The organism is Nocardiopsis sp. NPDC006938 (assembly GCF_042869555.1).
In the GTDB taxonomy this organism is placed as follows: domain Bacteria; phylum Actinomycetota; class Actinomycetes; order Streptosporangiales; family Streptosporangiaceae; genus Nocardiopsis.
On the sequence record NZ_JBIAGA010000024.1, the window covers coordinates 1 to 18,951 of the forward strand.

Below are 18,951 nucleotides of genomic sequence, written 5' to 3' on the forward strand. Positions count from 1 at the left end.
GGTTGCACCACTACAATCACCACCGGTTCCACACCGCCATTGGCGGCCCTCCCGCCTCCCGCGTACCTAACCTCTCAGGTCAGTACACCTAGGGCGACGGGCACGTATCGCCTCGGACGCGAGGTAGCGGGTACACGCCAGCTCGCAGAGTTTCAGGTAACGGGGCGCCATCAGCGCACACCTCCGGTACGGGAAGCCGCTGGATGAGGGCGGCGATGGATGAGTACGTCTCCATACTTCACTCGAAACTTTTAAATCGCAAGACCCAAATCAAGATACAGTGATCCGAACGAACGTGATGGGGAGTTGCGAAATGTCTGGTTCCGGTTGTGCGGCGATACCATCGGCGGCAGATCCAAGGGAGGTCGATTTGAGCAGCCCATCCGTGGCCAGACGGCAGCTATCAGCGCAAATGCGCGCGAAGCGAATCGCCACGGGCAAGACCATCGAGCAGGTTGCTGAGGACCTTGAGTGGTCGAGCACGAAGGTCTCGAACATTGAGACCGGCCGGTCGAAGAAGCCCGCTGTGACGGACATCCGTGTGTTGCTCGATCTATACAAGGTTCGTGACTCCGCAGAGCGGGAGGCGATCCTCACCCTGGTACGTCAGTCTCGGGAGAGCGGGTGGTGGAACCGCTACGGTGACGCGATCGGTGGCCCGTACACCTCCTACGAGGCTGGGGCGACCGGTATTAGGATCTTCGAGCCGCAGTACATTCCTGGCCTCTTCCAGACGGAGGCCTACGCTGCCGCAGTCGCCCAGGCGACCCTCATTCGCGATCCAGACGACATCGCCAGAGCAGTCGAAGCCCGGATGCGCCGCCAACAACTGCTCACGCAGCTGGACCCGCCGACCGTGTGGGCGGTGATCCACGAGGCCGCCCTACTCATGCTGCGATCGCATCCGGAGCTGTTTTTCCCGCAGGTTGACCGGCTTATCGAGCTGTCCGAAGCTCCGAACAACGTGACTATCCAGGTGCTCACCACGGGTGCGGGGCTGCATGCTGGGATGGGAGGGCCGTTCGTGATCCTGGACTACGAGGACGCCGCAGCGATCACGTTCCTGGAGACAAACACGGATGGCCTCTACTTGGAGAAGCCCACTGAGGTTACGCGGTATCGCCAGTCCTTCGACCGGCTGGTCGCCAAAGCCCTCGATCCAGATGAAGTGCCCGCGTACCTGCGGGCTCTGGCCGCCTAGAAAGTCACGACCATGTACTCATCCACCGACAGTCAGCTCGAGTTCCGTAAATCGAGCTACAGCAATCCGTCGAACTGCGTCGAGTACGCCGACGCCGGGGGAGGGACAGCCGCTGTGCGGGACTCCCAGAACCCGGAGGATGGCCACTTCTTGCTCTCCGGGCAGGAGTGGGGGGCGCTTCTGGGTGCCGTTCGACGCGACTAGGCTGCGAAAGCAGTGGGGCCCCGACATGTACCTGTCGGGGCCTCTGCGTACTCATCCAGAAGCAACGTATCCGCTGTGTGGTGAGCGAAAAAGTAGCCCGGCTGGCCGCAGTTGGACAGAGACTCGGGACGTTCTCCTCTGTGCGGAGGGCCCAGAGGCGGGCAGGACAGTGCATGAAGCCGTCCATGTCCCCACCCTCAGCGGAGGTCCCACCCATGCGCCCCGACACCACCGAACTCAACTTCCGCAAGAGCAGCTACAGCGGTGCCCGCACGCAGGACTGTGTCGAGGTTGCCGACATCCCCGGCGCCTCGGCTGTGCGTGACACCCGGAACCGCGATGCCGGGCACCTCACGTTCTCATCGGCGCAATGGGCTGGGCTGGTGGTCACGGTGAAGGCCCCCTCGTAGAACAGGCGGGAGGCCTGACCGCGCGGCGGCCCGGGCCCTCCTGAACCCGGTCCCCTCCCTCGTTCCCGGCCCCGCCCCTGGCCTTGGATGCCTGCTACCGGAACGAGCGATCCGATGATTTCGGGGATCTTCTTGAGCACACCCTCGTTGGGAGAAGGGCCCGAGTCGTCATGGCCAACCCAGGCAGGGCACAGGCCGAGGGCCGCATGAGGCATGGATGATCTATTCGACATGGCCCGCAGGAAACGGGTCACCGGCACTGGTGAGCGGAGGTATCGCGTGGGACTGACCTCATGGGAGACCGAGTTTTCGAGCTTGGACGGTCTCCGGTTGAAGGGGACCTTCACCGCGGGGGAGGGAGCTGTGGCGCCCACTCACGTGGTGGTGTTGGTACACGGTGGCGGCGTGGACCGTGAAGAAGGGGGGTTCGCGTCCCGCATGGCAGACGGGCTCGCACGAGCAGGGGCGGCGTCTCTACGGTTCGATCTTCGCGGCCACGGCAGTAGCCAGGGAGAGCAGAAGGACCTCACCCTCTCGGGCGTGGTGAACGACATCCGCTCCGCAGTTGAGCATGCGCAGGAACAGGTACCCGGCGCTCCAGGAGGTGTCTCGCTGCTCGGGGCGAGCTTCAGTGGAGGGCTGAGCGCCTTCTACACCGCGCACTACCCAGAGTCGATCACCGCACTTGTTCTGGTGAATCCGTTGATCGACTACAAGAAGCGGTTCATCGACGACAAACCCTACTGGGAAGCCGACCGTATCGCTCCCGAAGAGGGCGAAGCTCTTCTCCAGAACGGTTTCGTCCCGCACTCACCAACGTTCCGGCTCGGTCGAGCCCTGCTGAACGAGGTGTTCTACATACGACCTGACCAGGCGCTGTCTTCAGTGCGGTGTCGGACCCTGGTGATCCATGGAACTGCGGACAGCTTCATTCCAGTCGAGAGCTCTCGTCGTGCGGTGGAACAGATCGCGGGCCCGGCGAGGCTGTGGGAGATCGAAGGAGCCCAACACGGCATCGCCATCCCCAATGATCCCGGATACGGTGACCCGCAGACCCAGAAGTGGCAGGCCGAAGCCATCACTGAAGTCTCCGAGTGGGTCACTCAGTCGCGAGCGTGATCTCCTGGATGGTGTCGCGCACCACCGACCGGTTGCGCCACGGACGCAACCGGTCGGATAGCCGCCCCAACTCCTGGAGAGTGCGGCGCGACCCGACTCGCTGGGCGGTGGGCAAGGCCATGAGCGCGGTCTCGCAGGCTCTCTCCGGGGCTCCCGCGTCGGCCAGAGTCAGCGCTTGGAGCGAGCTGAAGTAGCGGCGGCCCGGGCCCTCCTGAACCCGCCCCCTCCCTCGCCCCCGCCCCTGGCGCCACTTGGGAGTGGCGCGCGGTGGATGCGGCCGCCCACATCCGGCGCCAGGTCGAGATGAGTACGGGATGTGGACACCCACAGAACCGAGCATGCGTCCCACACCTCCGGTTAGGCCCCTCGCGCCCCCTCCGGCACCCGCTCCGCACCGTCGCCGGAGGGCACGGTCAGCAGTCGAATCCCGTACGCCGCCACCACCGCGCACCCCACGGCGACCACTCCCCCCAGCCAGCCGCCCGCGTACGTCTCCCCCATGAACAGCACCCCCACCAACGCGGCCGCGACCGGGTTGGCCAGGGTGGTCACCCCCAGCGGCGCGCCCAGATCCATCCCCTGGTAGGCGGCCTGAGCGAGCAGGAGCCCGAAGACCGCCAGCACCGCCGTCGCCGCGCTCGACGGATGCGCCAGACCCACCACCAGGCCGTCCTCGAAGGCCCACACGGCGGTCTTCACCATCGCCGCCGAAACCCCGAACGCCACCCCGGCCGCCCCCGCCAGCAGGTAGGCGCGCCAGGCCGTCGACGACAGCCGCCCCGCACCCCAGGCCGTCGCGGCGAGCAGCACCGCGGTTCCGGCTCCCACCAGCGCCGCGTCCCCGTAGGACAGGACCCCGCCCGCGTCACCGGTGACGGTGACCGCGAGCAGAACCCCGAGCGCAGCCATCGTGTAGGCCGCGCCCCGCCACTCCGCACCACTCACCCTCCGGTGGGACAGCCGCGCCGACCACGGGATACCGAGGACCAGCACCAGGACACCCAGCGGCTGGACGACGGTCAGCGGCGCGAAGCTCACCGCGGCCACCTGGAACCCGGCCCGCCCCCCGTTGAACACCAGCGACACCCACCACAGGGGGTGTCGGAGCAGCGCTCCGATCTGCCGTCCGGTGGTGAGCGGCCCGGTCACGCGAACGGCGAGTCTGCGCTGCGCGACCGCCGCCACCGTGTACGCGACACACGACAGGACGCCGAACCCGATGCCGAGCCAGAGTCCGTAGGACAGAGCGGTCATACGCCCCATCTTCCCGGATTCCGTGAGCGGGAGACAAAGGCACGAAGTCCCCTCCGCGATCCGGTTCCGGGCCCGGACCTCACGCCCGGTCCCCGACCGGGACCGTGCCCCGGTACAGGGCGGACACCACCCCCTCGATGTCGGGCTCGCGAAGGGTCAGGTCGGCCACCTCGTGCGCGCTCGTGACCCGCGAGATCACCCGGGCCGGGTTGTCGGAGAGCTCCAACCACTGGCGCGGGCCCTCCACCCGGACCGTGACCGCTCCCTCCACCTCGATCGCGGCCGCCGGAACCGCCAGGTCGACCACCAGCACGCGCGGGGTGGGAACGGTGGCGCGCAGCTCCGGCAGGTCACCGTCGAAGGCGAGGCGCCCCTTGTCGATCACCATCACCCGGTCGCAGAGCCGCTCGACGTCCCCCAGGTCGTGCGTGGTGATGAGGATGGTGGTGCCCCGCTCCCGGTTGATCCGCAGCAGGAACTCCCGGATGGTCGACTTGCTGACCACGTCCAGACCGATGGTCGGCTCGTCCAGCACCAGTAGCCGGGGGGCGTGCAGCAGGGCGGCGGTGAGGTCGCCGCGCATCCGCTGCCCCAGGCTGAGCTGGCGGACGGGGGTGTCCAGGAAGGGCTCCAGCTCCAGGAGTTCGGTGAGCTCGGCCAGGCGCTCGGCGTGCGACTCCGCGGGCACCCGGTACAGGTGCCGGGTGAGGGTGAGGCTGTCGCGCAGCGGAAGGTCCCACCAGAGCGTGGTGCGCTGGCCGAACACGACGCCGATGTCCCGGGCCAGGCGCGTGCGCTGGCGGGACGGGTCCCGCCCGACCACCCGGACGCTGCCCGAGGTGGGGGTGAGGATGCCGGTCAGCATCTTCATGGTGCTGGACTTGCCCGCGCCGTTGGGCCCCAGGTAGCCGACGATCTCCCCGCTCCGCACGGTGAAGGTGACGTCCCGGACGGCGCTCACGGTGCGCCGGGTGCGACGCAGGAACGGGCCTTCGGAGAGGACGAAGTCGCGGCCGAGCCCGACCGCCTCGATGATCGGTTCGGCCCCGGGGGCCGGGCCGGGCGTGGACGTCTCCTCCGGAGAGGTCGCGCCGGTCGCGGCGGTCGCTCCCCCGGGGGCCGGTTCGGCCGCTGCGGGCGGTTCGGCCCCGTTCGCCAGCTCGCCCCCGGTGGCCGGTGCGGTCGTGGTGGTCGGTTCGGTCGTGGTGGTCGGTTCGGTTTCGGACATCGGTCAGCTCCCGGTGGATCGGTAGTGGCGCAACCCGAACCGCCACAGCAGTGCGGCTCCGGCGCAGGCGAGGACGGCGACGGCCGGGCCCGCGTAGCGCAGGGCCTCCGGCATGCCGAGGGGATCGGGGCGGTCGAGGACGAGCAGGACGGGCTGCCAGCTCACGAAGGCCAGCGGCACCACGTAGGTCACCGACCGGACGATCTCCCGGCCGTAGATCGCCAGCGGGTACTCGGTGAGCGCCTGCCCGCCGTAGGTGAGCGCGTTGGCGGCCTCGCGGGCGTTCGCGACGAAGAACTGCAGACACGCGGTGGCCACCCAGACGGCGCCGCAGATCAGCACCCCGGAGACCATCATCACCAGGAGCAGGAGCGCCTTGCCGGGCGTCCAGTCCACGTCGGTGTTGGCCACGGCGACCCCCAGCACCACCAGGGCGGGGACGACCTTGCCGAGGCGTCGGGGGGAGAACTCGTCCGCGGCCAGCTGGACCAGCGGGGAGACCGGGCGGACGAGCATGGCGTCCAGGGAACCGGTGCGGATGTGCTGTCCGAGCCGTTCCACCGCGCCCATGAACAGGTCGGCGAGACCGAAGGCGCTGGCCGCCAGCGCGAACACCATGAGCCCCTCGTACACCGTGAACCCCGCCAGGGTCCCGGCATGCCGAAACACGATCACCACGGCTCCGACCTGGGCGAGCACGCTCGCCGCGACGGCCAGCGACATCATCGCGAGCGAGGCCGGGTACTGCGCGAAGGCGCGCACCCAGATCCAGGCCAGCCTGCGGTAGTCGTCGATCGGCCGGAGGACGCCAGCGGCGGCGCGGGCCAGGAGCCGACGGCGCGCCGGGACCGGCGTGCGGATCTCAACCACCCTGGATCACCACCCTGCGCGCGGCCCGGCCGGTCAGCCAGGCGGAGAACACGAGCAGCGCCGCGGCCCACCACGCCTGGAGTACCAGCCCGCCGAACGCGCCCCCGAACGGCGGCGACTCCTTGCCGAGCAGGATCTCCGCCGGGATCTGCACCATGGACGCCCACGGCAGCAGCCGCAGCACGTCGCCGAGCGCGGGCGGGAACAGGGCCAGCGGCAGCAGCATCCCCGCGGCCACCGGCGCGACCAGGCCGCTCGCGGTCCACAGCCCCCGGCTGTCCACCAGCCAGAACCCGCTCAACGAGCACAGGTAGCGCAGCGCGAACCCGATCAACGCGGCGAGCACCACCGACAGCACGACCGCGACCGCCCGGGCGGGGGTGTCCGGCAGGGCGACGTCGAACAGCAGGAGGCCGACGCAGAAGGTCGGTACACCTCGGAAGAGGAAGGTGAAGGTGGCCCGGCCGAGGTCCTGGGCCAGCCACCAGCCCAGGAGCGAGACGGGGCGGAGCAGGTCCGTGGCCACGTCGCCGTCGCGCACGCGTTCGGCGAGGTCGAGGGAGGGAGCGGTGTTGACGATCAGGGTGACGGCGATCAGCGCCTGCCCGACGAACACCTGGGTGACGGCGTCCCCGGCGTCGTACCCGTTGATCTCGGGGCGGGCGGAGAACACGGCCAGGAGCACCATGGCGTTGATGGCGCCGAAGACCGCGTTGGTGAAGGCTCCGGCGACGAGCGCGGCGCGGTAGGTCGAGTGGCGGCGCAGCCCGCGGACGTACACCGCTGTGTGGACACGCACGTGGTCTCACTCCTTTCACTGGAGGGGTGGTCGGAGGCAGGGGCAGGAGGACGGGGCGGGAGGACGGGGCGGGAGGACGGGGCGGGCGGTGTGGAGGCGGTGCCCGGCGGGGTCCGTGGCCGGAGGCGGGCGGTGCCCGGGACGTCCTCCCGGAGGCCGGTCCGGGACGGCTGGCGACGGCGCCCCGGCACCGGGCTCAGCTCCCCGTGGAGCGGTAGCGGCGCAGACCGAACCGCCACACGCCCGCCGCCGCCAGCGCGAGGGCGACCGCCACGACCGGGGCGAGGAAGCGCAGGAAGTCCGGCAACCCGGTGGGGTCCGGGCGTCCCAGCAGGTGGAGGGCGGGCTGCCAGCTCACGAAGGCCAACGGCACCACGAAGGTCACCGCCCCCACCAGGCCGCGCCCGTAGATCGCCAACGGGTACTCGGTGAGCGCCTGCCCGCCGTAGGTGACCGAGTTGGCCGCCTCCCGGGCGTCCGTGGCGAAGAACTGGACGCAACTCGCGAGCAACCACACCGAGGTACAGATGACCACCCCCGACACGAGCAGCACGGGCAGCATGAGGACCCGCCCCGCCGTCCAGTCGATGTCGCACGCCACCAGCGCGAACACCAGGACGACCAGCGACGGGACGATCCGGCCGAAGCGGCGCGGCGAGAACTGGTCGGCGGCCAGCTGGAGCAGCGGTGAGACCGGGCGGACCAGCATCGTGTCGAGAGTTCCCGTGCGGATGTGGTCGCCGAGGTGGTCCACCGTCCCCGCGAGCAGCTGGGCGGCGCCGAAGGAGAACGCGGCCAGCGCGTAGACGAGCAGCCCCTCGTACACCGTGAACCCGGCCAGGGTCCCGGCGTGGCGGAACACCACGACGACGGCGCCCATCTCGGACAGCGTCGCCAGCGTGATCCCGAGGGTGAACAGCGACAGCGCCATCGGGTACTGGGAGACGGCGCGGGTCCAGGTCCAGGCGAGCCGGAGGTAGGTGCGCAGCTCCGCTCCCACGTGCGGCGGCGGGACCCGGTGGCGATCGGACCCGTGCCCGTGCCCGCGGCCGGGGGCGGTGATCGTGTCAGCCACCCTGCACCACCACCCTGTGCGTGGCCCGACCGGTCAGCCAGGCGGCCAGGGCGAGCAGCGCGGCCGCCCACGCGGCCTGCAACGCGAGCCCGCCAAGGACACTCCCTCCCGGCAGGGTGTCCTTGCCGAGGAAGACCTCCGCCGGGATCTGCACCATGGCCGCCCACGGCAGCAGCCGCAGCACGTCCGCGACGGGGGTCGGGAAGAGCGTGAGCGGGAGCAGCGCTCCGGCGAGGACCGGCCCGGCCGGTCCCATCACGGCCCACACGCCCCGGGTGTCCATGAGCCAGAACCCCGCCACCGAGTACAGGTAGCGCAGCGCGAAGCTCACCACGACGGCCAGCCCGAACGACCCCAGGGTGAGGAGCCAGCGCAGCGGGTCCCCCGGCAGGGCCAGGGTGAACAGCAGCGCGCCGAACACGAAGGTGGGCACGCCGCGGAAGACGAGGTCGTAGGTGGACCGGCCCAGGTCCTGGGCCAGGTACCAGCCCAGGAGCGGAACGGGACGGAGCAGGTCGACGCCGACCGCGCCGGTGCGGATGCGTTCGCTGAGGTCGAGCGCGGGCCCCATGATGGCGAGCGGCGCCAGCAGCGCCTGGGCGACGAACACCTGGGTGACGGCGTCGGTGGCGTCGTACCCGTTGATCTCGGGCCGGGCCTCGAACAGGGCGAGCAGCACCATGGCGTTGATCGCGCCGAAGACCGCGTTGGTGAGGACTCCGGCGGCGGTGGCCGCGCGGTAGGTGGAGTAGCGGCGCAGCCCTCGGGCGTACACCGCGCAGTGGACACGCACGGGCGTGGCTCCCTGGCAGCTGGTGAACGTGCAGAAGCGTCCGCTCTCCGCCGCTGGCCTTGGGGGCCGCGGGGAGACACGGGTTCGGCACGTCCCTGGGCCGGGAGGCCAGGTCCGGGTCGCCGCGAAGCAGTGACGTTAGCACGGAGCCCGGCGGGTCGTCACCGTTTTCGCGAACGGGCCGGTGTCAGCCGCGACCGGCGAAGGGCATCTCGCGGGCCATCACGGTGACGGTCGGCACGTTCACGTCCAGGGGCAGGGAGACGATGTGCGCGATGGTGTCGGCGACGTGCGCGACGTCGATGGTGGGCTCCGCACGGACCGACCCGTCGGCCTGGCGGGCGTTCGCCCCGAACCCGGCGGTCATCGCGGTGGCGGCGTTGCCGACGTCGATCTGCGTGCAGGCGATGCCGTGGCCCCGGAGGTCGAGGTTGAGCGAGGCGGTGAGGCCGCTGATCGCGTGCTTGCTGACGGTGTAGGCCACGCTCGACGGCCGGGGGACGTGCGCGGAGATCGAGCCGTTGTTGATGATCCGCCCACCTCCCGGGGTCTGCGCCCGCATCATCCGAGCGGCCTCGCGGGCGCAGTTGAGCGACCCGGTGACGTTGGTGTCGAGGACCTCCCGCCAGGCGTCGTCCTCGATCTCGTCCACGGAGGCCGCCGGACCGAACACCCCGGCGTTGTTGAAGAGCACGTCCACGCGCCCGAAGCGCTCCCGGACGGCCGCGAAGAGCGCGCCGACCGACTCCGAGGAGGTCACGTCGGTGTCGACCACCACGGCACCGGGGCGCTCCCCCGCCGTCTCCTCCAGGGTCTCCCGGCGCCGCCCCGCCAGTACGACGGAGTGGCCGTCGCCGAGCAGCCGACGGGCCGTCTCGCGGCCGATCCCGGCGCCGGCTCCGGTGATCACGATGACCTTGTGGTCGTTGACTGCTGGTCCCATGGTCGGCTCCCCACGTTCGTCGCGGCCCACCCCGGGGCCGTCAGCTGGAGACTACCGACACGGGGGTCACGGGGAGGAGGTTGTCCACAGCCTGTGGACAACATCATCCCGCGTGAACGCCTCCACACGGCACGCTCCGGTGGGAGGACTCCGTGCGGCACACCCCCACCGGTCCGCGCCGGATCAGATCCCGTCCGCCGCCTCGAAGAACCACGCCACCGCGACGGCCCCGGGATCGAGGACCTCCTGTGCGCGTTCCCCCAGGTAGCTGGCGCGACCCCGGCGCGCCACCATGCCACTGGTCGACTCCGCCCCGGCCCGGGCCGCCACGGCCGCCTCCCCCACGGCCACACGCCAGGAAGGGGACACACTGGCCGCGAGGGCCTCCGTCGCGGGCACCATCGCGTCGACCATCGTCTTGTGACCCACCTCCGCCCGGCCCAGGCGCCGCACGGCCCCCGTGGCCGTCTCGAAGGCCCCGGCCAGGTCGGAGACGGCCCAGGAGGCGGCGGGCCCGGCCCCCAACCGCCCGAACCACAGCCCGAAGAGCGGGCCGCTGGTGCCCCCGGAGGCGAGGAAGGCGTCCGACACCGACTGGAAGACCCCCGCCGGGGTGTCGCCGGTCAGACCGGCGCGGGCCCGCTTCAGGGCGGTGCTGATGTTCCAGCCGAAGTCGCCGTCACCGGCCCGCCGGTCGAGCTCGGTGAGCTCCGACGCGTCGGTCACGACCCTCTCGGCGAAGGCCTGCGTCCAGGCCCGGGCGTCCGCGCCGGTGAGTTCGTTCTCGGGCATGTTCGTTCCTCTCACCAGGCCAGTGCGGGAGTCCGCACCGGAGCGTCCCAGAGCTTCACGAGGTCGTCGGTCAGCGCGGTGAGCGTGATCGACAGCCCCTTCATGTCCAGCGAGGTGACGTACGGCCCCACCAGCGACCGCGCGACGCCCACCCCCAGTCCGTCGAGCACCCTGCGGGTCTCCCGGGCCGCCACGCCGAGCTCCAGGCCGTGCGTGGCCCCCAACCCGTTGACGATCGCCAGAACCGAGTCCCCGCGTCCGACCCCCACGGACTCCACGAGGGGGTTGACCAGGCTCTCCACCAGATCGGCGGCCTCCGTCACGGCCCTGGTCTCGATCCCGCGCTCTCCGTGGATGCCCACACCGAACTCCAGCAGGCCGGGCTCCAGCTCGAAGGAACGCTGCCCCGTCATCGGGTTGGTGCAGGCCTCGAAGGCCACACTGAGCGTCGCCGAGCGCGCCACCACGTCCTGACCGAGCGCCCTCACCTCGGCGACCGGCGCGCCCGCCTCGGCCGCGGCCCCGCAGACCTTCTCCACCGCGACCACGGCCGCGGTGCCCCGGCGCCCCGGTCCGCCGTCGTCCTCCCTCTGGGTGGCCAGGTCGTCGTCGACCAGCACCTGTTCGACCCGGTGGGTCTCGGCCAGGAGCTCGGCGGCGATCGAGAAGTTGAGGACGTCACCCGTGTAGTTCTTGACCACCATCACCGTGCCCTCGCCGGTGTCCACGGCACGGATCGCCGCGCGCACCTGGAGCGCGGTGGGGCTGGCGAACACGTCGCCCGGCACCGCCGCGTCGAGCATCCCGGTGCCCACGAACCCGGTGTGCAGCGGTTCGTGCCCCGAACCCCCGCCGGAGAGCAGGGCGACCTTGCCCGCCGCAGGGGTGCGCCGGGTGACGAAGAGCGGGTCGGCATGGACGTCGACCAGCCCGCCATGCGCCCCGACCATCCCCTCCAGCGCCTGCGCGACCAGGGTCTCGCGTTCGTTCATGAAGAACCGGCTCATGCCGCCTCCTGGGTCTGGAATCCCTCGGTCGTGGTCCGCTCGCCGCGTGCGGGCGTGGCGTCCCACCTCCTGCCTACCCAGTTCTGGCCGATCGGCTGGCCGGTCGGCCGATGCGCCGAACCGACCGGCTGGCCAAGACTGTGGGAAGGCTCCCAGGCCCGCCACCAACAGAGGAGACGAATCGACATGTCGGCAACAACAGGGGTCGGACCACCCGTCAGGGCCCAGCGCAAACTGGCGCCGGACCTGGCGCGCGGTGCCATGCTCCTGCTGATCGCGATGGCCTACGCGGGCGTGTACGCCGGCGGCGGGTTCGGCACGGACGTCGCCGGCGACCCCTGGCCGGACCGCGCGGCGGCACTGTTCACCACCCTCTTCCTGGACAACCGGGCCTTCCCGATGTTCGCGATCCTCTTCGGCTACGGGATGGCCTGGATGGTCGCCCGCCAACTGGCGCGGGGCACCCCGGAGCGCGAGGTCCGGCGGCTCCTGCGGCGGCGCGGCGGGTTCCTGCTGCTGTTCGGCTTCGTCCACGCGTTCCTGGTCTTCCCCGGCGAGATCCTCACCTCCTACGGCCTGGCGGCGTTGGTCACCGGATGGCTGCTGTTCCGCTCCAACCGGACCATCGTGCGCGCGGCCGCTGCGTTCGCGGCGTTCTACGCGGTCACCGTGCCCCTGGCGATGGTCGCCATGGCGTGGGCCGGGTCGGAGGCCGAGGAGTACGGGCTGATCCCCGGCTACCTCACCGCGCAGGACTGGTTCGAGCGTCTGGCCTTCCTGCCGTCCGGCCCGCTGTTCATCGCCTTCGCGTACCCGCTGCTGATCCTGGTGGTGCTCGGCTACCGGGCGGGTAGGGCGGGTCTGCTCGACGACCCGGCGGCGCACCGGGGACTCCTCACCCGGATCGCGGTCGTGTGCACCTCGCTGTCGGTACTGGGCGCGCTGCCCATCGCGCTGACCGTGCAGGGCGTGCTCTCCCCGGGCGCGATCACCGAGGGGCTGTCCATGGCGCTCCAGGTACTCACCGGGATTCTGGGCGGTGCCGGGTACGCGGCGCTGTTCGCCCTGTGGGGCATGCGCCTGGAACGGAAGCCGTCCCCGCTGGCCAGGGCGGTCGCGGCGATGGGACAGCGCTCACTGACCTTCTACATCCTGAACTCGGTGCTGGTCGCGGTGGTACTCCACCCCGACCTGGTCGGCCTCGGCACCGGGGCGGGCGCCTTCGGCGCCCTGCTGGTGGCGGCGCTGGCCTGGTCGGTCAGCCTGGCGCTGGCGGCCTGGTCGGAGGTCCGGAACCGCCCCGGTCCGCTCGACCAGCTGATGCGGCACTGTGTGTACGGCGGACGCAAGGCGCGCCGGGCCGCCGAGGCGGAGGCATCCAGACGAAGAGACGGTTGAGGTCAGACGGGGGTGGGGGCCGTGCCGGGCCCTCCCCAGTGGCCCGGGGCGCGCGCCACCCCCGTCGCTCAGCCCGGACCCGTGTGGTCGCGCGACCCTCGGGCCACGCGGCGGGTCCAGGCGAGTTCGGTGGTGTCCCATCGGGGTCGGTGGGAGTCGGTCGAGGTCGTTCGAGGCCGCCAGGGACGACCGGATCAGGCAGGGTCCGGGTCCGGGGATTCCCTGACCGGTGAAGCCGGGCAAGGCCGTTCGGCGGAGAGTGGTCCGGGCGGGGCCCGGGGCTCAGGCGAGTTCACGGCCGGTGGGTTGCCCGGAGACCGATAGGCGCAGCACGGTGGGCAGGCGGTCCAGCCCCAGGGAATCCCTGAGCCGGGCGAGCCCGTCGGCACGGCAGCGACGCCACACGGCGACGGGGTCGGCGTCCTCGGCCAGCACGAGTTCCAGACTCAGACACGGGTGGCGCTCGGACTCGGTCAGCCGTGCCCGCCCCCGGCGCACCCCCGGATAGCCGCAGACCTCCCTCACCAGGGCGGAACAGGCGGCGCGGGCCGCGACGTCGGTGTGCCCCCGCTCCTCCTCGTCGAGGCGGAGCGAGGGGACCCGTGCGGTGCGCCCCTGGACGAGCAGCCAGCGCAAGGCCAGCCACGCCACCACCACGGCCAGGACGGCGACCGCGTAGGGAACCCACGGTGCGGGCGAGGACGAGGTGAGGCGTTCACCCACAGCACCGAGGGTCTCCCCCTCGGCACCGGGAGGAAGGAGCTCGAACGGTCCCAGAGCGAGGGTGGGGACGACACCGCCCAGGGCGATCATCGACGCACCGACCAGGGCCAACCCCTGCCGGTTGCCCCGGGCTGTCCGTCGCTCCTCCCGATGCGGGCGGCGGTTCCCCCGAGACGGATGGCGGTCGCCCCGCTGCGGATGGCGACTGCCCCGATGCGGGCGGCGGTTCACCGGAGGCCTCCTTCCACCACGCGGACCTTGGCGCGCACGCGCACCGGGCGGACCGGGTCGAGTTCGTTCAGGCGCTCCCGGAAGCGTTCCTCCACCCGACCCCGTGTCCCGGGATCGACCGGAGCGGCCGCACGCGCCGTGAGGCGGACGGTGCCTCCCCGGACCCGGGCGCGGACCCCCGTGACCCCGGGCACGTCGAGCGCGACGGTCTCGGCCAGCTGGCGCACCCCGCGCCGGGACAGGCCGACGACCAGGTCCCGGTCGTCGGTACGCAGCACCAGGTGGCCGCCCCGTCCCGGAACGAACGCGGTGAGCAGCAGGCACAGACCCACGACGGCGGTCACCGCCGAGGCCAGGAACATCTCCGGTCCGTCCCAGTGGACACCGGCAGCGGGTTCGACGACCCTCCCGACCGGGACGATCCGCAACGGGCTGCCCGCCAGCGTGGCGATCAACTCGGCGGCGGCCGCCCCCGCGACCAGTGTCGCGACGGTGCTGACCACGATGGCGGCGGTGGACCTCCGGGGCCGGAAGGTGCGTATCGCGACCCGGCGGGCGGCGCGTGCCTCGGCCCCGGTGACGACCGGCTCCCCGGGGACGGCCACGGTGGCGCTCACCATCGCGGGTCCTTGCCCGCGCGCTCACGGGAGAACAGCGGCGCCAGGTCCGTCTCCCCGCTGTAGGCGCGCCCGGCCAGGAACCCGGCCGCCCCGAGGAGCAGGACCAGGAGAAAGGCCCCGAACCCGCCGAAGTAGGCCACCAGGCCGAGGAGGGACCCGTAGGTCAGGCCGACGATCGACCACATCGTTCGTGCTCCTTAGCTGCTGTGGGTGGGGGTGCGTCAGCGCACGCGCGGCTCGGAGGGGGTCTCCTGGGCCTCGTCGTCCGGCAGGTGGATGTCGTCGACGGTCACGTTGACCTCGGTGACCTCCAGGCCGGTCATGCGCTCCACCCCGGCGATGACGTTGCGGCGCACCACCCGGGCGAGGTCGGGGATCGAGATGCCGTACTCGACCACCAGGTTGATGTCGACGGCGGCCTGAGTCTGGCCGACCTCGACGGAGACGCCTCGGGCCGCCGCGTTGGTGGAGGTGGAACCGGGGATGCGCTCGCGGACGGCGTCGAACGCACGGGCCGCTCCGCCGCCCATCTGGTGGACGCCGCGCACCTCGCGGGCGGCCATCCCCGCGATCTTGGCGACGACGTGGTCGGCGATGTCGGTGCGCCCGTGGTCGCCCTCGCGGGCGGGTCCGCGGTCGGTACGGCCGGACGAGGTGGTGTCCAGGGCGGTCGGCGCGGTGGCCTCGTGGATGTCGGTGCGGGCGTTCGCGGTGTCCTTGGCTGCCATGGGGTGCTCCTGTGGTTCGGGACGGAAGGGCCGGCGAGGCCCTCGCGTCGTTCTGTTCGGGCCGTCGTGTGAAGGACACGGGTGGAAGGGCTCGGCTCACGCTCGCCATCGTGTGACCTGAGACACATACATCATCCCGCGATCCTTGCGTAGGGTGGTCCTCTTCTGACGACAGGTAGTCGACCGGCTTCGGGAGCAGGACCCCGCAGATGCACACGGACACCGCACTACCGGAGAGCGTGCTCGTGGAACGGGCACAGGACGGCGACGAACACGCCTTCGAGACCCTGGTGCGCCGCCACCAGGACGCCGTCTACCGCATCGCCCTGCGCACGCTCGGCAACGCCGCGGAGGCCAGGGACACCGCGCAGGAGGCCCTCATCACGGCGTGGCGCCGACTGCCCGACCTCCGCGACCCGCAGGCGTTCCCCGCGTGGCTGCACCGGACGGTGGCCCGCCTCGCGTTGAACGCCCTGCGGGCCCGCCGCCCCGAGGACCCGGCCGAGGCGGACCGCGCCGAACCCAGGGAACGCGGCGCGGGCCCCGCCGACAGCGCCCTGGCCACCGACCTGCACGAGGCCCTGCGCACGGCGCTGTCCGGCCTGCCGCCCCCGCAGCGGATCTGCTGGGTCCTCCGGGAAATGGAAGGATTGGGCTATGAGGAGATAGCGGAGATCGTCGACACGACCCCGACCGCCGTACGCGGGCGCATCCACCGCGCGCGTACCCATCTCGTGGAGGCGCTCGAACCATGGCGGTAGAACCGTCCGACGACCACGACCGGCTGCCCTGCGGCACCTCCGCCGACACGCTCCTGGACCACCTCCGGGCGGGCACCGTCACCGAACACGAGCGGACCTGCCCGCACTGCCGCGCCGCGACCGAGGAGTTCCGGCCCCTGCTGTCGGCCCTGGGCGCGGCACTGGACGACGACCACCGGATCACCGCCCCGCCCGGCCTGCTCGACGACGTCATGAGCGCGGTGCGCGCCGAGGGGCGCTCACGTAGGACGCTGCGTCTGCCCGGCACCGGGCCGGGTGGAGCCCGGGGCGACACGCGCGTCCGGCACTCGGCGGTGTCCGCGATGCTGCGCGCCCGCGTGGACCGGGCCGGGGGGCTGGTCCTGGGCCGCTGCCGGATCGAGGAGACCCCGGAGGGGCTGGTCGTCACCGCCACCGCCCGGGTCGTGAGCGGAACCGTCATCCCCGAGGCCACCGCGCGGGCCCGCCGCGACATGGCCGCCTTCGTCGCGGACCGGCTCGGTCTGCGGGTGGCGCGGATCGACATCGACGTCACCGACGTCATCGACCTCCCCTGAGCGGCTCTCCGGGGACGGCGCCTGCCCGCATCCGGTCCTTGTAGGGTCGGGACCGGCGTCGCCACCTCCCCGCCACGGGCCGTCCCGGCCGGTCGGGACCGTACGGATCGAAGGGCACCACCATGACATCGGCACTCACCGGCGCATGGGAGCTGCTGGAGGCGGGGGACGTCTCGGCCGCCGTGGACTCCCTGCGCGACACCTCGGACGACCTGCCCCTGGGAGAGCTCGGCGCCTTCGTCGCGGCGGTCGCCAGGGCCCTGGACCTCGACGACCTCGCCACCACGGGCGAGGCCCTGCGGGCGGAGCCCGACTCCGCCCAGGCCTGCTACGACTTCGGGTTCGAGTGCCTGGAGGTCGGGGCCCCGCACCTGGCGGTCCCCGCGCTGCGCGCGGCCCGTCTGCTCGCCCCGGCCGCCGCCCCCGCCCTGTGGGAGCTGGTCTCCGCGCTGGAGGACCAGGAGCGGCACGGCGACGCGGTCCGGGAGCTGCGCGCCTGGGAGGGCGACCTCCCGGACTGGCCCGGCGGCTACCTGCTCGCCTACAACGCGCTGTGCTCCGCGGACCCGGACACCGCGCGGGAGGTGCTCTCCGCCCTGTCCACCCCGGACGACGACGGCTGGGACCTGGCCCACGACCGGATCACGCGGATGGTGGAGCGCGCCGACGCCGCCCGTACCGCCAGCCCCCTGGACACCCGCGACCTGCGGGGGTGGCAGTTCGCCCTGACCGGCGCCCTCCTCGGCCAGGTCTCCCCCCACGGGTTCGACGAGGGCATGAACGGCAGGTTCGCCTACCTCGGCGACTCCTACGAGTCGTGCCGGACCGGGCTCCGCGACCTGGCCGCGGTGCTGGAGGCCACGGGGAGCCGCCCGGACGCGGTCATGCCCCTGCCGGACCGCTCCAGCCGCGTCCTCGGTCTGGCCGCCGCCCGGCTGCTGGACCTGCCCGTGGTCGCGGTGGACCCGGAGCGGTCCGACGCCCTGGTGGTGGCCTACGACCTGAACGACTCGGAGCCGGACCTGCTGCGCTCCCTGGTACCCCGCGCGCCCGGTCAGGTCCTGTTCGAGCACGCCTCCTGCTGGACCTCCCCGCCCGGCGCCACCGCCGACGTCGTCTCCGTGCTGCACCAGAGTGTGGTGCGGCCGTGGGGCGAGAGCCTCCGTGTGGTGGACGGCGAGGTGGAGCGCGGACCGGCCGACGAGTCTCCGGAGGAGGAGCTGGCCGAACGCGTCGTCGCGGCCGAGCCGGAGGCACGGGACGCCGCGCTGACGCCCTTCGCCGAGGCGGTCGCCGACCACTGGGCCCGGGGGCCGCGTCTGCCCGTGTTCACCTCCGGGCCGGTCCGCAGTTCCCGGTTCGCCTGACCCCCGGCGGGACGACGAGGCCCCGAATCCGGGACGGGGGCGGACTTGTGGGTAAATGAGACCTATGGTTTCCCCCCGATCACACTTCGCAAGGAACTCCGTTCGCACTACGACCCTCACCCTCGGGGCGGCCTGCGCCCTGGCGGTGGGATCGGCGCTGCTGGCCGCGCCGGCGCACGCCGTACCGACCCCCGCCGTCTCGGCGTCCGCCGCGGACGCGGTGACCGCGGACCTGCGCAAGGGCGACTCCGGTGCCCAGGTGAGCGCCCTCCAGCAGCGCCTGTCCGACCTCGGTTACTGGATCGACGGTGTGGACGGCGAGTACGGGCCGCACACCGAACAGGCCGTGATCGCGCTTCAGAAGGCCGCCGGGATCGACCGTGACGGACTCGTCGGCCCGGCCACCAGGACCGCCCTCGCCGAGGGCACGGTACCGACCGCCACGAGCTCGGGCACCGCGGTGGAGATCGACCTCGAACGTCAGCTGCTGCTGGTGGTCGTCGGTGGCGAGGTCGAGAGCGTGATCCACACGTCCACCGGCTCCGGTCAGCCCTACGAGGGCTCCGACGGCTCCGAGCGGATCGCCACCACGCCGACCGGCGAGTACGCGGTCTTCCGTGACGTGGACGCCTGGGACCCGGGCCCCTACGGCGCGCTCTACCGGCCCAAGTACTTCAACGGCGGCATCGCCGTGCACGGTTACCCCAGCGTCCCCTCCCAGCCCGCCTCCAAGGGATGTGCCCGGGTGAGCCTGGCCGCCATGGACTGGCTGTGGGAGCAGGGCCACCTGGACGTGTACGCGACCGTGGTCGTGCGCTGACCGAAACCCGCCGCCCCCTCCCGCCCCGGCCCGTGTCAGTCGGTTCCTGAC

Annotated in this window: 22 protein-coding genes; 9 read left to right on the forward strand and 13 right to left on the reverse strand. The window is 71.9% G+C overall.

The genetic code is table 11. The annotated features are described in order from the left end of the window. Nucleotides 1–313 precede the first annotated feature (313 nt). The 4 genes from ACFYL4_RS25190 (at nucleotide 314) to ACFYL4_RS25205 (ending at nucleotide 2,934) form a co-directional block, all read left to right on the forward strand. Complete coding sequence (locus ACFYL4_RS25190; protein WP_387521665.1) at nucleotides 314–1,201, forward strand: helix-turn-helix domain-containing protein; 888 nt, start codon at nucleotides 314–316, stop codon at nucleotides 1,199–1,201. A gap of 12 nt (nucleotides 1,202–1,213) precedes the next feature. Then, on the forward strand, nucleotides 1,214–1,405 hold the full coding sequence (locus tag ACFYL4_RS25195; RefSeq protein ID WP_357764781.1) for a DUF397 domain-containing protein: 192 nt from the start codon (nucleotides 1,214–1,216) through the stop codon (nucleotides 1,403–1,405). A 215-nt stretch (nucleotides 1,406–1,620) separates the two neighbouring features. Further along, nucleotides 1,621–1,815 carry a DUF397 domain-containing protein gene (locus tag ACFYL4_RS25200; protein WP_387521598.1) on the forward strand — a complete coding sequence of 65 codons (195 nt, stop codon included), beginning with the start codon at nucleotides 1,621–1,623 and terminating at the stop codon, nucleotides 1,813–1,815. A gap of 279 nt (nucleotides 1,816–2,094) precedes the next feature. Continuing rightward, entirely contained in the window at nucleotides 2,095–2,934 is an 840-nt protein-coding gene (locus tag ACFYL4_RS25205) for an alpha/beta hydrolase (protein ID WP_387521667.1), read from the forward strand. Nucleotides 2,935–3,291: 357 nt separating this feature from the next. Here the strand turns inward: ACFYL4_RS25205 and ACFYL4_RS25210 are convergent, their stop codons facing one another. The 9 genes from ACFYL4_RS25210 to ACFYL4_RS25250 form a co-directional block, all read right to left on the reverse strand. Further along, nucleotides 3,292–4,188, reverse strand: a complete 897-nt coding sequence (locus ACFYL4_RS25210; protein WP_357764772.1) for a DMT family transporter — start codon at nucleotides 4,186–4,188, stop codon at nucleotides 3,292–3,294. Nucleotides 4,189–4,267: 79 nt separating this feature from the next. Further along, complete coding sequence (locus ACFYL4_RS25215; RefSeq protein WP_387521600.1) at nucleotides 4,268–5,416, reverse strand: ATP-binding cassette domain-containing protein; 1,149 nt, start codon at nucleotides 5,414–5,416, stop codon at nucleotides 4,268–4,270. 3 nt (nucleotides 5,417–5,419) lie between these two features. Further along, nucleotides 5,420–6,286: an ABC transporter permease gene (locus ACFYL4_RS25220; RefSeq protein WP_387521602.1), complete on the reverse strand. Its 867-nt coding sequence runs from the start codon at nucleotides 6,284–6,286 to the stop codon at nucleotides 5,420–5,422. After that, the gene (locus ACFYL4_RS25225) at nucleotides 6,279–7,085 is read right to left on the reverse strand and encodes an ABC transporter permease (protein ID WP_387521604.1); all 807 of its coding nucleotides are present in this window, start codon (nucleotides 7,083–7,085) and stop codon (nucleotides 6,279–6,281) included. The genes ACFYL4_RS25220 and ACFYL4_RS25225 overlap by 8 nt, the downstream gene beginning before the upstream one ends. 196 nt (nucleotides 7,086–7,281) lie before the next feature. Continuing rightward, nucleotides 7,282–8,160: an ABC transporter permease gene (locus tag ACFYL4_RS25230; protein WP_387521606.1), complete on the reverse strand. Its 879-nt coding sequence runs from the start codon at nucleotides 8,158–8,160 to the stop codon at nucleotides 7,282–7,284. Beyond that, nucleotides 8,153–8,953: an ABC transporter permease gene (locus ACFYL4_RS25235; RefSeq protein WP_387521608.1), complete on the reverse strand. Its 801-nt coding sequence runs from the start codon at nucleotides 8,951–8,953 to the stop codon at nucleotides 8,153–8,155. Before ACFYL4_RS25235 ends, ACFYL4_RS25230 begins: the two co-directional genes overlap by 8 nt. 187 nt (nucleotides 8,954–9,140) lie before the next feature. Beyond that, on the reverse strand, nucleotides 9,141–9,896 hold the full coding sequence (locus tag ACFYL4_RS25240) for an SDR family oxidoreductase (protein ID WP_387521610.1): 756 nt from the start codon (nucleotides 9,894–9,896) through the stop codon (nucleotides 9,141–9,143). Nucleotides 9,897–10,079: 183 nt separating this feature from the next. Then, complete coding sequence (locus ACFYL4_RS25245; protein ID WP_357764758.1) at nucleotides 10,080–10,688, reverse strand: DAK2 domain-containing protein; 609 nt, start codon at nucleotides 10,686–10,688, stop codon at nucleotides 10,080–10,082. A gap of 11 nt (nucleotides 10,689–10,699) precedes the next feature. Beyond that, nucleotides 10,700–11,695 (reverse strand): dihydroxyacetone kinase subunit DhaK, encoded by a 996-nt coding sequence (locus tag ACFYL4_RS25250; protein ID WP_387521612.1) that lies wholly within the window; start codon nucleotides 11,693–11,695, stop codon nucleotides 10,700–10,702. Nucleotides 11,696–11,881: 186 nt separating this feature from the next. Between ACFYL4_RS25250 and ACFYL4_RS25255 the strand changes: the two genes are divergently transcribed. Then, the gene (locus tag ACFYL4_RS25255) at nucleotides 11,882–13,093 is read left to right on the forward strand and encodes a DUF418 domain-containing protein (protein ID WP_387521614.1); all 1,212 of its coding nucleotides are present in this window, start codon (nucleotides 11,882–11,884) and stop codon (nucleotides 13,091–13,093) included. Nucleotides 13,094–13,375: 282 nt separating this feature from the next. Here ACFYL4_RS25255 and ACFYL4_RS25260 read toward each other — a convergent pair whose 3' ends face one another. From ACFYL4_RS25260 to ACFYL4_RS25275, 4 genes are all read right to left on the reverse strand, one after another. Continuing rightward, nucleotides 13,376–13,927 carry a hypothetical protein gene (locus ACFYL4_RS25260; protein ID WP_387521616.1) on the reverse strand — a complete coding sequence of 184 codons (552 nt, stop codon included), beginning with the start codon at nucleotides 13,925–13,927 and terminating at the stop codon, nucleotides 13,376–13,378. A gap of 116 nt (nucleotides 13,928–14,043) precedes the next feature. Further along, nucleotides 14,044–14,667 carry a DUF6286 domain-containing protein gene (locus ACFYL4_RS25265; RefSeq protein WP_387521618.1) on the reverse strand — a complete coding sequence of 208 codons (624 nt, stop codon included), beginning with the start codon at nucleotides 14,665–14,667 and terminating at the stop codon, nucleotides 14,044–14,046. After that, on the reverse strand, nucleotides 14,661–14,852 hold the full coding sequence (locus tag ACFYL4_RS25270; protein WP_387521620.1) for a hypothetical protein: 192 nt from the start codon (nucleotides 14,850–14,852) through the stop codon (nucleotides 14,661–14,663). Before ACFYL4_RS25270 ends, ACFYL4_RS25265 begins: the two co-directional genes overlap by 7 nt. Nucleotides 14,853–14,888: 36 nt before the next feature. Then, on the reverse strand, nucleotides 14,889–15,395 hold the full coding sequence (locus tag ACFYL4_RS25275) for an Asp23/Gls24 family envelope stress response protein (protein ID WP_357764742.1): 507 nt from the start codon (nucleotides 15,393–15,395) through the stop codon (nucleotides 14,889–14,891). 209 nt (nucleotides 15,396–15,604) lie between these two features. Between ACFYL4_RS25275 and ACFYL4_RS25280 the strand changes: the two genes are divergently transcribed. The 4 genes from ACFYL4_RS25280 to ACFYL4_RS25295 all read left to right on the forward strand — a co-directional run bounded on the left by ACFYL4_RS25280 (nucleotide 15,605) and on the right by ACFYL4_RS25295 (nucleotide 18,900). After that, nucleotides 15,605–16,156, forward strand: a complete 552-nt coding sequence (locus ACFYL4_RS25280; protein ID WP_357764739.1) for a sigma-70 family RNA polymerase sigma factor — start codon at nucleotides 15,605–15,607, stop codon at nucleotides 16,154–16,156. Continuing rightward, the gene (locus tag ACFYL4_RS25285; protein WP_357764736.1) at nucleotides 16,147–16,713 is read left to right on the forward strand and encodes a hypothetical protein; all 567 of its coding nucleotides are present in this window, start codon (nucleotides 16,147–16,149) and stop codon (nucleotides 16,711–16,713) included. Before ACFYL4_RS25280 ends, ACFYL4_RS25285 begins: the two co-directional genes overlap by 10 nt. Nucleotides 16,714–16,835: 122 nt before the next feature. Next, entirely contained in the window at nucleotides 16,836–18,080 is a 1,245-nt protein-coding gene (locus tag ACFYL4_RS25290) for a hypothetical protein (RefSeq protein WP_387521623.1), read from the forward strand. 64 nt (nucleotides 18,081–18,144) lie between these two features. Continuing rightward, the gene (locus ACFYL4_RS25295) at nucleotides 18,145–18,900 is read left to right on the forward strand and encodes a peptidoglycan-binding protein (RefSeq protein WP_387521625.1); all 756 of its coding nucleotides are present in this window, start codon (nucleotides 18,145–18,147) and stop codon (nucleotides 18,898–18,900) included. The last annotated feature ends 51 nt before the right edge of the window (nucleotides 18,901–18,951 follow it).

Coding starts and splice junctions, on each gene's coding strand:
- ACFYL4_RS25240 (WP_387521610.1), bottom strand. CDS start 9,896: ATGGGACCAGCAGTCAACGACCACAAGGTCATCGTGATCACCGGAGCC.
- ACFYL4_RS25275 (WP_357764742.1), bottom strand. CDS start 15,395: ATGGCAGCCAAGGACACCGCGAACGCCCGCACCGACATCCACGAGGCC.
- ACFYL4_RS25210 (WP_357764772.1), bottom strand. CDS start 4,188: ATGACCGCTCTGTCCTACGGACTCTGGCTCGGCATCGGGTTCGGCGTC.
- ACFYL4_RS25245 (WP_357764758.1), bottom strand. CDS start 10,688: ATGCCCGAGAACGAACTCACCGGCGCGGACGCCCGGGCCTGGACGCAG.
- ACFYL4_RS25215 (WP_387521600.1), bottom strand. CDS start 5,416: ATGTCCGAAACCGAACCGACCACCACGACCGAACCGACCACCACGACC.
- ACFYL4_RS25295 (WP_387521625.1), top strand. CDS start 18,145: ATGGTTTCCCCCCGATCACACTTCGCAAGGAACTCCGTTCGCACTACG.
- ACFYL4_RS25270 (WP_387521620.1), bottom strand. CDS start 14,852: ATGTGGTCGATCGTCGGCCTGACCTACGGGTCCCTCCTCGGCCTGGTG.
- ACFYL4_RS25190 (WP_387521665.1), top strand. CDS start 314: ATGTCTGGTTCCGGTTGTGCGGCGATACCATCGGCGGCAGATCCAAGG.
- ACFYL4_RS25285 (WP_357764736.1), top strand. CDS start 16,147: ATGGCGGTAGAACCGTCCGACGACCACGACCGGCTGCCCTGCGGCACC.
- ACFYL4_RS25265 (WP_387521618.1), bottom strand. CDS start 14,667: ATGGTGAGCGCCACCGTGGCCGTCCCCGGGGAGCCGGTCGTCACCGGG.
- ACFYL4_RS25200 (WP_387521598.1), top strand. CDS start 1,621: ATGCGCCCCGACACCACCGAACTCAACTTCCGCAAGAGCAGCTACAGC.
- ACFYL4_RS25250 (WP_387521612.1), bottom strand. CDS start 11,695: ATGAGCCGGTTCTTCATGAACGAACGCGAGACCCTGGTCGCGCAGGCG.
- ACFYL4_RS25280 (WP_357764739.1), top strand. CDS start 15,605: ATGCACACGGACACCGCACTACCGGAGAGCGTGCTCGTGGAACGGGCA.
- ACFYL4_RS25290 (WP_387521623.1), top strand. CDS start 16,836: ATGACATCGGCACTCACCGGCGCATGGGAGCTGCTGGAGGCGGGGGAC.
- ACFYL4_RS25195 (WP_357764781.1), top strand. CDS start 1,214: ATGTACTCATCCACCGACAGTCAGCTCGAGTTCCGTAAATCGAGCTAC.
- ACFYL4_RS25255 (WP_387521614.1), top strand. CDS start 11,882: ATGTCGGCAACAACAGGGGTCGGACCACCCGTCAGGGCCCAGCGCAAA.